Origin of the sequence: Paenibacillus aurantiacus, from assembly GCF_042431225.1 — a bacterium.
GTDB lineage: Bacteria > Bacillota > Bacilli > Paenibacillales > Paenibacillaceae > Paenibacillus_Z > Paenibacillus_Z aurantiacus.
In genome coordinates, this window is the sequence record NZ_JBHMDO010000032.1 from 1 (window position 1) to 11,889 (window position 11,889).

General features: G+C 40.0%; 9 protein-coding genes. 2 read left to right on the forward strand and 7 right to left on the reverse strand.

Annotation, left to right across the window (positions count from 1 at the left end):
• The coding region (locus ACFFSY_RS18865; RefSeq protein ID WP_377496942.1) for a Y-family DNA polymerase at positions 1-109 on the forward strand (109 nt) is incomplete at its 5' end.
• 310 nt (positions 110-419) lie between these two features.
• Here ACFFSY_RS18865 and ACFFSY_RS18870 read toward each other — a convergent pair.
• Positions 420-686, reverse strand: coding sequence for a hypothetical protein (locus ACFFSY_RS18870; RefSeq protein WP_377496872.1), 267 nt, complete (start codon positions 684-686; stop codon positions 420-422).
• A gap of 202 nt (positions 687-888) precedes the next feature.
• Between ACFFSY_RS18870 and ACFFSY_RS18875 the strand changes: the two genes are divergently transcribed.
• The gene (locus tag ACFFSY_RS18875) at positions 889-1,497 is read left to right on the forward strand and encodes a hypothetical protein (protein ID WP_377496875.1); all 609 of its coding nucleotides are present in this window, start codon (positions 889-891) and stop codon (positions 1,495-1,497) included.
• A 341-nt stretch (positions 1,498-1,838) separates the two neighbouring features.
• Here the strand turns inward: ACFFSY_RS18875 and ACFFSY_RS18880 are convergent, their stop codons facing one another.
• The 6 genes from ACFFSY_RS18880 to ACFFSY_RS18905 form a co-directional block, all read right to left on the reverse strand.
• Entirely contained in the window at positions 1,839-3,311 is a 1,473-nt protein-coding gene (locus ACFFSY_RS18880) for a methyltransferase domain-containing protein (protein WP_377496877.1), read from the reverse strand.
• Positions 3,298-4,491: a radical SAM protein gene (locus tag ACFFSY_RS18885; protein WP_377496879.1), complete on the reverse strand. Its 1,194-nt coding sequence runs from the start codon at positions 4,489-4,491 to the stop codon at positions 3,298-3,300. The genes ACFFSY_RS18880 and ACFFSY_RS18885 overlap by 14 nt, the downstream gene beginning before the upstream one ends.
• Positions 4,492-4,525: 34 nt before the next feature.
• Positions 4,526-4,936 (reverse strand): hypothetical protein, encoded by a 411-nt coding sequence (locus ACFFSY_RS18890; RefSeq protein WP_377496881.1) that lies wholly within the window; start codon positions 4,934-4,936, stop codon positions 4,526-4,528.
• Positions 4,937-4,970: 34 nt separating this feature from the next.
• Positions 4,971-7,913 carry a hypothetical protein gene (locus tag ACFFSY_RS18895; protein WP_377496883.1) on the reverse strand — a complete coding sequence of 981 codons (2,943 nt, stop codon included), beginning with the start codon at positions 7,911-7,913 and terminating at the stop codon, positions 4,971-4,973.
• A 1,481-nt stretch (positions 7,914-9,394) separates the two neighbouring features.
• Entirely contained in the window at positions 9,395-10,219 is an 825-nt protein-coding gene (locus ACFFSY_RS18900) for a hypothetical protein (RefSeq protein ID WP_377496885.1), read from the reverse strand.
• A 526-nt stretch (positions 10,220-10,745) separates the two neighbouring features.
• Positions 10,746-11,717: a glycoside hydrolase family 43 protein gene (locus ACFFSY_RS18905; protein WP_377496886.1), complete on the reverse strand. Its 972-nt coding sequence runs from the start codon at positions 11,715-11,717 to the stop codon at positions 10,746-10,748.
• Between the last annotated feature and the right edge of the window lie 172 nt (positions 11,718-11,889).

Below are 11,889 nucleotides of genomic sequence, written 5' to 3' on the forward strand. Positions count from 1 at the left end.
CACCGCCGAGGAACTCGCTAGACATATCCGGATGCGCGTCTGGAAGGAAACCGGCATTAACACCCGCATCGGCGTCTCCGAGAACAAGATTCTCGCCAAGATCTTCTGAAGACTATCCTAATTTCATGTACATAATTGTAAATCCGCAAGAATACTAGGCTTTCCTAGTATTTTTTGTTGTACATAATAGAGTTCATAATAATTTCAGTTTGATTTATTTGATTTTTTAAAGACATCAATTTCGATCAGGTAGGACCTCATTTTCCAGTTAAAGAGGAGTAAATAACAAGAGGCCCTTTCAGTAGAGAAAGGAGCCTCGAAGTCATGGACTTTGGGACCAGGCGCCAAGAACCACTTGCCTGGTACATGGAACATATACATAAACAATATTACGAACATCTTATGCTTTTAAGCCAATATTAACGAGTATCAACTAACAATTTCACAAGTTTGGTGACTTTACTCCCTGCTTTCTCAATGATTTTAGCCTCATAAAGAAAATCTTCGGAGTTGTGCCCTACAACTGCAATCAAACTGCCGTTGTATGAAGATAAATCAACAAGCTGCCGTAAGGGATCTTCTCCAGCAACCATTTTGATTGTAGTAAGCTTTTTTTGTTTATTTTGGGAAGGCCAAATTTCAGTAAAAACCTCGTTTTCCACATATCCCAGTATCTGGTCTTTCATTGCGAGTAACCTCCAAATCTTGTGTATTAATTCCTCAATTCAATGTGGCATGTATAGGGTATTAATTATCCCCAGTATCAAATTTTTATACAAATAAATAAATAAATAACAAATTTATCTACAGCTTTGAATATCATTTTTCCTATTTATAAATAATAAGTAAAGAAAAGAACGAAAATCCCTTAAGAAAGGACGTACAAAAATGAGTATTAGACATGTTTCTGATGCTGATAATGAAGGATGGCTACTTGTCAAGTTCTCCGGAAGTAACGCCCCTGATGCATTACCTCAAAACTTAAGAGTGGAATATATTAAGACTGAGGGAGGTCGGGATTATTTCAAAGTAATCGAAGGTGTGCACGCAGGTAGAGAAGGAAGTGTTAAACAAAAGGAAGGGGGGGGGTCATACTTAATTGAGGGAGATCCGAAGCAGCCTACGGCTCAGGTGCATTTTGTAATACCGAGTAAAAAATTATGGTATCAGAACAACGGAGAGTGGGTAGGTCCTATAGATACAATGACTGATCCTAATAATATGGTCCCTGTTGGTGTACACGATATTGAAATCCCTGATGCACCTCATAAAGGTGGTGAGTCATATGAGGACAGATCGAGATTCGCAAGTACATGGTTTAGGATTGGTCATTCAGGGGATCGCTATCTTCACACTGGATCAGTATCAGCTGGTTGTGTAACTATGACCGATATTCCCAAATGGACAGATTTATATAATTATCTTATAAAACGTAGAAAAGATGATAAAAGTGTAGGTGAAATTCATGTTTTCGCAACAGAAGCTGAACGACCTTAATAGAATTAAAACTGCCTAAGGTAAAGCGTGGCATCAACAACCAGTCTTAGCTCTGCTATGCTCTCAGTCATTGTGAGCAGTTGTCCGTATGTGGCGCCAATCTTTGCTCCGACATGTGAAACAAAGCGTTCGTCCCTAACGGGATAAACGCTTTTTTCATTGTAAATAACTCTAAGAAAACCCTTCAAAAAAGCAATTTATTCCATCTCATACATCGCTCTCTGCCGAGCATCAGTTTTCGCAGAAATTTCCATATGAGATGATTTTCTTGTATTAATTTTTTTCTTCTGATATATCGAAAAGGCTATCGATCGATTTCGATAGCCTAACTTTTACTGTTTTCAAATGAACTTAGCTAAGCCGCTGTTGTTATTAACTTGAAATAACTGCAGCCCAGCTTTCTCAACTAAGGCAGCAAGACTGCCGTATCTCTTTAACCAATCGCCATAGGCGTAAACAAGCAGATATGTAGAATGGTCTTGAATCCAACATTTTAACTGCTCAACTTGTTTAGAGGAGGCTTCTAAGAGCCGTCCTGGCATCAGAATCATAATCGTGTAATTTTGATCAATAATCGGTAATTTTTTGATATTAAAAATATCACCGATCGCAAAGTTGGTCGTATGATTCGGAAGGAGTTGCTGCAGATTTTTTATCTTACTGTCCTCTTTCTCAATTCCATATGGAACCACCTGTGAATTTTTCTCCAATATTTTTTTCAATAGTGCCCCATTTCCACAACCTAGATCCATTATTGTTCCTTGCCCATCCGCTAGAATCGAGGTAGCAAGTTCTATTATTGATTGATGCGCAATAGACATATCCAAGTCTGATTCAAAACCGTTATCTAGGAAATACCAATCCGGATGTTTTGGATTTGTTATATTGATCGATGACATGGCCTTAAAGAAGTTTTCGGACTCCGTAATGAATCGACGTTTGGGCTGTTCATACGGAAAGAAAAGCCCTCGTGCTCCCTCCGCAGGATAATTTTCACTCCTCCGTCTCACGACATATTTAATTGCAGTTGAATCAGTACACGACGATATTTTCACTACAGGAGTTTTAATCTCTGCAATACCATGTAAAGCAGACCATTCGATCGGCCAAGATAGCATCTCTGTTAACCACGCCATTTCAGCTGAATACCCGTTCCTTTTACCTAACCCTATAAACTTCTCCGCTTTGTCCACTGTAGATTCGCAATGGAATGAACAAGGTAGATGAGGAACCGCACGTATGCCTAACCAGCGAAGCAATATATTCGTTTGATCAGGTGCGTCAATTTCAATCATTGTTGGATTGATCAATGGATTTGCTGTATTTGAAGCCATTGGCCAAGTAGTATCAATAAATTGTTCTTCTACCCAGACCTTTTGAAAAAATCGACGACAACACTCTGGATATCCGAGAAGCTTCCCCATCTCTTCTTGATTGTTCGTATCATACGCTGCTTTAAATTGGGCAGCATCGTTTATTTTACCGACTACAATATGGTAATTGAATGGCTTTCCTTCTTTGTAAGCTGATATTGTATTTTGGTATGGGTGTGAGCTAACAGATTGCATGCTTACTGGTACAACTGACAAACCATGAGCTGCCATCTTTCTAGAGAAATCAACTAATTGTTCGGGAGCAATCAATGTTAATGAACATTTTCTAATTCCTTCTGGAACAGCCAACCATTCTATATCAGACCAAGCACTTAAGATTTGTCTTATTCTAGGTTCCCAGACAGCTCTGGCATGGTCACTAACCCAGCTAAAACGAGTAAAATCAGCCATTTTAAAGGGAAGCCGTTTAATGGATAACATCTTTCTTGTTTCCCTCCTCCGTCTTTTTACGCATCCATTCCATGGTCTCTTGTAAAGTTGGGTTCATTCCTTGCTCCCAAGCTTTTAATATCTCCATCTCTAAATATTTTAAGTTAGGATGAAGTGATATCGTTTGGTACCCCGAGTTGATCAAGCGGTTTTCAATGTTAATATATAGCTGCTTCCATACTCCACAGTCTTGGGTACGGTTACGCCATTCATTATCAATTGCTGTACCAGGACATTGTCCCTTACACATTAAAAAAAAGCGGCAGCCTTGGCATCCCCCATACTCTTGAGGAGTATGATAGAGTGCTATATAACGCTCGAAGCCAGAATTGTCCGCTTTCGTGAAATCAATACCACTTTTGTTCGTACGCCCACAATTACTGCTCTGTCCATTCCCCTCTACTCCTTTGACAGCAGCTGTTGCATAAGGATCACAACCACGCCAGACGCAAGTAGAATATTTATCCTGGCCAAGCAATAAATTTTTCATATCGCTGAACATGTCAAATTTCAAATGTTGCAATTTTAATTCAAGCGCATTAAAGCTGAGTAATGCACGAATATTCTCCTCAGGAGTTAGACCATACTTTTGTTTAATAATCTCACTCTCAGTTTCGAGTATATGTAGTCGGACACTCTCGATGCCAAGGCTTTCAAGTTTTTGCATCCATGCATGCATAATGGGGAGCTTGTCCTCTGTTGCATTGAGTCGATGTAACGTAATTATAAGACTGGGGGGAATACCTTCCTGGCAAAGCCGTTCTATCGCCAGCTCTGTTCTTGCTGTTGTATCCCTCGTTTTCTCTAAAGAACCGAACCACCGCACATCGTTCAGCTCACCCGGTCCATCAATCGAGATCCCAACATGTACTCGATATTGTTTAAACATTCGAATATGGTTTTCATTTATGAGCACCCCATTCGTCTGCATTCCATTCATTCCGAATTTCTCATATCCCCAGGACCATAATGATTCAAGGTCCTTCTCGTCAATAAGAAGTGGTTCTCCCCCGAATAGAACAAAAGAATCCCCTTGTTTAACGATTGCCAACTTAATTTTGTCAATATCATAGTTTTTAGATATGTTACCGGCATCTCGCATAGGGTTCTGATAACAATATTGACAAGCTAAATTACAAGCAACACCGAGTGGCCTAACTTCTATAGTCATCTCTTATCCTCCTTACAACGAATTTGTTAGTTACTTAAGGCGTGTCACCAAGCGGAATATCCATGTGAGGTATACAATTGGGATCATCGGGGATATCGATATGTATAGAAAAGAAATCTACATGTTCCATAGTAGGTATATCTCCATGCTCCCGAAATTGAATATCAATGTGAATAGGCGGGCCAATATCATAGTGATTCCCTGATCTGCCGCCATAATGGCCATTAAAATCTACATGCGACTGAGCTGGTATATCAACATGTGACTGTGCCACAATATCAATATGCCCCCCTGATCTAGAAGTATAGTGGCCAATTATATCTACATGCGGCTGAGCTGGTATGTCAAAATGTGATTGTGCCGGAATATCTAAATGAGGCGGTATTGCCTCACGAATGCCGCAATGTCCAGGTATATCAATGTGCGGGCTATCATCATCAGGCAACTTAATTTCCTCCTTGTAATGTGTTACGAGTCATTCAAGGTGCGTCACCGTGGGGAGTGGCAGGGCTATCTGCATGCCCAACTTCAGATACATCTCCATGGCCGATAGATGCAATATCTCCGTGAGGTGTTAAAGGTGTGTCACAATGAGGAATTAAGGGAGTATCTAGATGGGGGGTGACCGACGTGTCCCCATGTATACCTCCAAAATCTCCATGTATAAACCCACCACTATCTATGTGGCCCGTCCAAGCATCTATATGTCCTTGTCCTGGCACATCAACGTGAATCTGAGCTTCAATGTCACAATGCCCTTGTTCTGCAATATCGACATGTGGAGTTAGGGGCATATCGATATGAGGGGTTAAAGGAGTATCGATATGACCTTGACTAGGAAAATCAATATGTGCGATTTCAGAAAATACAACTTGCATGGCATGGCTAATATCTTCTGAAGGAAAACCAGCATTTACCAAAGCGGCTCGTACTTCTCCTGATGGATCGCCCAAAGCTTTTAGAACTCTAGCTATATTTTCTGCACCTTCATTTATGTCTTTTAGTCCTTGGGCGGCGGCTGCACTCCCCAATCCAAGTGTATTTCGAATATCTGTACCAATCTGTTCGGCAGATCGACTAAACTTATCCTTTAACACTTTCGACACATTTTCTACGCCTTCAATCAATTCATCTTTAATTCCTTGCAGCCATTTGTTGGGATCTGCGAGCATATCCTTGAATAACTCTCCCGCATTGTCGCTTATTTGCTGTTTAATGAGCTCAGGCAACTTTTCTAAAGATTCTAGCTGAGCGGTTAACTGTAGTTTAGGCAGCGACAGCTCGTTTCCTTGAAAATGAAATTTGCCATCTATGCTCATTCGGAATTGGCCGTCTTGGAAAGATACCGAAGTGGACCCTTTGAATCCGGTGTTTATTTTGATTCTTCCAAGATTGTAGCCAGCAACCGTTATCGGACCAGTGGAGACGTTTAAATCGAATTGGAAGTCACCTTCAGCAGAAAAGTTAGGCTGCTTTACTTTACAATGCAACTCGAATTCGGAAATTCCTAATTCCTTTTTGAGCCTAAATTCAAATTCCGATTTCTCGATGCTGACTTCGATCGACTCCTTTAGTCCCAACAAATCGAACATTCCCGATAGTTGGAGTATTGGAGGTGCTGGAGTCCCAGGACTCGGCGTACGGGTGTCCAACGTAGCGGATGGCGGTCCATCCCCTGTTGCATTCGATATCTTTAACACATCTCCAAGTGAGATGATCTGACTTAACGATCCATGTGCATATATACCATTGTGCGGATCGACGATGACCTTTACGAACAGATCAAGACCCAATATTCCAAGTGTACCTTGGAGTGCAAATCCAGGATCAAAATGAATGTCGCCAATCGTTACCCCTTGAGGGTCAGCGACCGCATAAATATTAAAGTCTTTAATGCTTAGATCAAGGATGTCTGGAAGCTGTAGCCCCACCAAGTCTCGTATTGTTTCCTTTAAAGAGAGTTCTCCCTGTAAGCTACCAGCAATCATGCTTGGAGCGTTGCCGATCAACTGCGCAGCCATTCGGATCGTCTTATCGGAAATTGCTACGTCACCATATATTCCATATTTAGGTGAAGGAGCGGTTTCCATTTCGAAAATCGCTTTGTTTATTTTAAATCCACGAATACCAAATACATTTTCCCAGGGCTCGATGGTTTCTAAAGAGAGCTCTGTTCTCCCTTCTTCTATCGTTGCACTAGTACGAAATTGGGGTAGTGCCGTGCCGAATATGGTGATGGTTGCTTCACAAATCAATTCCATCACCAATGGTTGTGGATCGATATCTATAGCAAATTGATCGAATATAATAACGTCAGGCAACAGAACAATCTTTTGCTTAAGATCAACCGAAACCTCTGCTTCTGTGAAGGATTCAGCGGCATGGAGCAACAAAGGCAACTCCTTGCGGCCGATCAACTTCTCTACAAACTCTAGTCCCGCGCCTTGAAGGATTAATTCAGCAGACAAATTGAAATCTTTTCGCATATTGAGCGACTTTTCGGTGCCATCCGATTTAGTATAGTTGAAGTCCGGTTTTGGGACAGAAGCTAACGTCAACGTTGGCTCCTTAATCTGCAATATGTCGAGCGGCTGAAGGAGACTCGAGAGGTTCGAAAACTTCCAACCATCTAACAGCTCAATAATAACAAACGATTCCCAATTATCATTTATCTTTCGCACCACTATGGTTAACTGACCAAAGTCATCAGTCTGAGCGTATAACAAGACAAATGGTGTATGCTCAGAAAATTCGATACGGTATTGTACTTGCGGCAACACGAGCCTGGGAAATCCGCTCGGTAATTTCAAGCTGGCTCCCCAGCTACTCGCTAAAGAAGTCAATTCTACTGCGCCAAGATTACCCGCCAGAATAAATCCATTCTGCAAATCGCCTTGTACAGGTGTTTCTTCATTGCCTACTATTTTTGTCCGGCCTTGAAAACTACCGGATAGCCGTTCGTTTTCCCATGCTAATTGAATAGTGAAGTCATCAATTTCCAGATTTCTTCCCCCAATAGGGAGTTCCCAGGTATCGATTGTTACATGAAACGCAATGTAGAGGGCATTTTCCATCTCATGCATGAATTTAATTATTAGATTCGTAAGTTTAACGTTTCGGGCATTGATTAAACGATCCGGCAGTATTTCCACAAGATTAACCCTACTAAGCAAAACAAGTCCATTAAGATCAGATAAATTCGGAATTGTCACAATTCCGGTTTGTTCAAGTTGTTTAAGCTCCCACTCTGCTGTATCGACTAACTTGTTTAGCTGGATTGGAATGGATCCTCCAGATTCTGTGATGATGGACCCTTGGATTGAATCAGAAGTTGTCTCGAATGCAAGATTAACAGTGAATCCTTGTGGTTGGAGCTGATTCTTTAATGCTTCTATTGTGCGAAACGCCGTTTGTTCATCCATTAGTTCATTACTCCTTAGGCCGGAATTCATTCATCCAATACCATCAATAATTTCCATATTTTTTTCATATTATAACATTCTTCCGGATGATCATTTCATTCATTTGTCATTTTTCAGACGCGAACCTATATGTAATAAGAATTTTATGAAGGAGCGCTTAAAGATGTCGATTTTCCAATACGAAGAACATATGGAACTAGGAAAAGCCGGGGAGTGATACTTCGCGGCTTTTATTCGAGTCATGTCCAAAAAACTATCTCCACCTCGGGTCCGTCGACTTGTGCTTCCAAGTCCAAGTTGATTTGATTATGACATTCTCAGTGATCCAATAATTTGTTTACCGCCAGCCGCACAACAAAGAAAGAATGAAAGAATGAAAGAATGAAAGAATGAAAGAAAGAAGCGCCCACTCTGCACTACTGCGTAGCGGCAGCAAGCCCTCTTCTTCTTCTCACCACACAAGCATTAAGCGTATTCCCGCACCGTATACTGATGTATAAATATACATTTCTCATCAAATATGACCATCCAGTCTCAATAACCTCGAAATTTTCCTTATAAAATCTGACGCCACACAACAGGCTCACTCACAACAACTCCCATGTGTGGCGTCAGATTTAGTGAGAAAACAACGGCGGAAAAACCTTGATTTATCAAGGGCCGTTTTCACAGTTAGTGAGAACGACAATTCCCGAACGGTGCTGTATTTGCCTGGTTTTCACATTTGATGAGAATTTCCGCTAAAGGTGAATTGTATATTTATTCACAGAATGTATAGTCATAAATACACCATTCTAAGCAGACTCTTTCCGTTTTAACAAACAAAAAAATGCTTACCATTGGAAAACCAACGGAAAGCATTTTTATTACAAATCAACACTAGATCCTGGTAAAGGATCTAATCGATTAAATAGAAGTTAGCAAAAAATCTACTTTGAGCCCAAATCCTAAGAGGACGATTACAGCAACCATTAATCTCAACAAACTAGGTAATGAATCGAAGAATTGAGCCAATTTCCATATTACTAGAATTACTACAACTATCGCTAGAATAACAGCAATAGAATTGAATCTCTACCCAACCGGCCCTTTCCTGTGACCCAACTTTGTTTGTAGCTAAAGTTATTACTTTTACGCGATCGATAAAACTTCCGTCTACCAATATAAAATCCCTCTAGTAGCATTAGCATCTGTAATATAAGCGCAAAATCATCTGAAAATATCCGACTAATTTAGATGTCCATTCAACGAGCCTGCATCTTCAACCAGCAAACCTTTGGCGGTTGTTTCGGGGAAATTACGAGGTTCTGATATAATCCATCATAACCATAAATTCATTCTTTTATACATCACCCTAACTCACTGCTTTATTTCCATCTTTTCCACTTCAGCCCAACCAGTATCAAGTCATCTGGCTCTCCTGTCTGCCTGTGGTATACTGGAAGCTCGTGAGCACGATGGTGGCAGGATTTGAGGGCAAATCAAAAATTTGGTTTTAATACTTTTTCCCCATCATGGGTAGCCTCATTGTTTTTATGTAGGAATAGAATTATCAGTAATGGGATTTGAACGATTGATGCAAATGGGATTAATTCATTATGTAGTGCAGTAAAAATAAATGGAATTAAAATTATTCCTCCAATAGATAGCCATATTTTGATACCTAGACCTTTTCTCCATCTTTTACCGATAATAACATTCAAAACTGATACAAAGAACATTATTGCAAGAACAAATACTCCCCAGCTAAACATAACATCAGCTTTTTCCCAAAACGAAGAGGCCGTGCTAAAGCTATAATAATTAATAATTGAAGAGATAAAAATAATACATCCTACAACTAATGGGAAAATTGGTTTCAATATCTTTCCAAGAAATGAGAAAACTAAATCTAATCCGAGAGGTTTCTCACTATAATTTTTAAGCGATTCTGCATACTCTTTAATTTTGTTTTTAATCGTCAGTAATGTATATTCAGATCGATTATCATAATATAGCTCTACTTTTTTCTTAAGTTCCCAAGGAAGATAGTAAAAACAATCCCCAAATTTTTCGATTAACTTTTCTTCATCGGATCGGTCTTTATTGCTTTTTTCATAAATTGAAATACCAGCATAGATCTTTCCCATATATTCCCCTGCCTTGATTTCTAACGGGATATATTGTTTCTCTTCCTCTGAAAACATTGAGAGAAACGCTTTGTAAAGAAACACAGTAAGTCCACTAATTATTGCAATAATAAACTTCCAAAATGGATCCATTCCCAAAAAATGATTGTAAAGTTCTTGGATTCCACTTAACTCCATTCAACTTTCACCTCCTTTATACGTGTTTGTAGTAAAAATAGAACTTTAAATAAATTACGCTAATTGTTACAAAAGGTGTCGTAATTTCATTCGTTACAATCTCGTTGTCGATTATAGTATATTTTCTAAAGAAAAGGGATAATAATAACTAATCCTCAACAAAGAGGAGGTGTTATTCCAAGGTGATTGCAATAACCATTACATTCAAATCCTTGACAGTTACTATCATCCTCTGGCCTTCATAAGTAACTCGCCAGGGAGCTCGGAAGATTAATTGCTTCCGAGGTTCGGAACAAATGCAATAAATACAAACCCCTTCTTTTCACTTCCCCTTTAATCGCCACTTCCGAATTGCTGAAATTGCACCTCCAGTTAATTATGTCATGAGCTTTACTTATCCCTCAGCGGAATGTTAAATCCCTATGCAGATAGCTAAATAAGCACCTATAATGGTCGAAGACCGCTTATTAGCGGCCTTTGGACTTAAGATTCAATTGAATATTGAAAGGCTTTTTGGAACTGTAACCTACTTTCTTGCTCCCCATTTAGCAGCCATCAATTCAAATTCACTCTGAGTTAGGGGTAAAATCGATCCATGACGTTTCTTAAGTTGACCAAAACAATAATCCTCATTCGTCAATCGTCTCCAACTTGCTCCCGTTGAATCACCAATATCAGTGGTAATTAGCGGCAAATATCCACCCTCTATTGCAAATTGATCTACGATTAGCCCCCACTGATCGATTCCATTGAACTTATAGAATGCAGGCCCTTCAACATCTCTGGATGTCAGCCCAAAACCTAATGATTCTAGGGTTGAAACATTCTTCCACTCCCCTAATAATCGCTTACTCGATTCAATTATTATCTGCCCTTTGGCGCAGGACGCTCGATAGTAGGTACTTCCCACTTTGATGATTGTCGTATCAAGAATGGCACTCCTCTCGCCAGTCGTTATATAGATTTCCGCGTCTGTGAAAGTGCGAAAATCACGTGTTAGACTATAATAAACATGCATACCTCGACCATTTCCGTCTACCGCATCTCTGCTAGATGCCCAGAACACAAGATAGTTGTCTTCTTCTTCGTTATATATAGCTTCTGGAGCCCACGCGCATCCTGACTCTACAGCTGCAACCTCTGCCATCCATGGTTCCGACCAATTGGCAAGGTCAGAAGATTCCCATATCACTATGGAACGACTTCCCGTAACTGTTGGCTCTGTTGCTGTCCAGCCCCCGCGATGATAGATACATAAATCGGTGGCGATCATATAGAACTTGTCTCCATGAGCTCCCCTGATTAAATAAGGATCTCGTACTCCTCGTTCACCGAGAGTCGAATACAGGATCGGTTTATTACCGTTGAGATCTTCCCAGTTCAAACCATCCTTACTTAATGCAAAATAAATTTGCTCCCCATCCTCTTGTTCACCTATAAAGTGGGCAAAAAGGTACCCTCCGTCTGGTTTTCGATTGAATGTTTGACTACTCGCCATCTTTGCATCCTCCAATTAATTGATAAATTCTGTTTCCATACCTTTTTATTATTTTAAAATTTCCGCATTATGAAACGAAATATCATCATTCAAGTATTCATACCTTTTGTTTAGAATTCATAAAGAAAGATCCAATCCATCAATTGCTTAGTTGAGTCACTAGTTACCTTGC

Excerpts from the sequence above, each read along its gene's own strand:
- ACFFSY_RS18870 (WP_377496872.1), bottom strand. The coding sequence starts at position 686 with ATGAAAGACCAGATACTGGGATATGTGGAAAACGAGGTTTTTACTGAA.
- ACFFSY_RS18875 (WP_377496875.1), top strand. The coding sequence starts at position 889 with ATGAGTATTAGACATGTTTCTGATGCTGATAATGAAGGATGGCTACTT.
- ACFFSY_RS18880 (WP_377496877.1), bottom strand. The coding sequence starts at position 3,311 with ATGTTATCCATTAAACGGCTTCCCTTTAAAATGGCTGATTTTACTCGT.
- ACFFSY_RS18885 (WP_377496879.1), bottom strand. The coding sequence starts at position 4,491 with ATGACTATAGAAGTTAGGCCACTCGGTGTTGCTTGTAATTTAGCTTGT.
- ACFFSY_RS18895 (WP_377496883.1), bottom strand. The coding sequence starts at position 7,913 with ATGGATGAACAAACGGCGTTTCGCACAATAGAAGCATTAAAGAATCAG.
- ACFFSY_RS18900 (WP_377496885.1), bottom strand. The coding sequence starts at position 10,219 with ATGGAGTTAAGTGGAATCCAAGAACTTTACAATCATTTTTTGGGAATG.
- ACFFSY_RS18905 (WP_377496886.1), bottom strand. The coding sequence starts at position 11,717 with ATGGCGAGTAGTCAAACATTCAATCGAAAACCAGACGGAGGGTACCTT.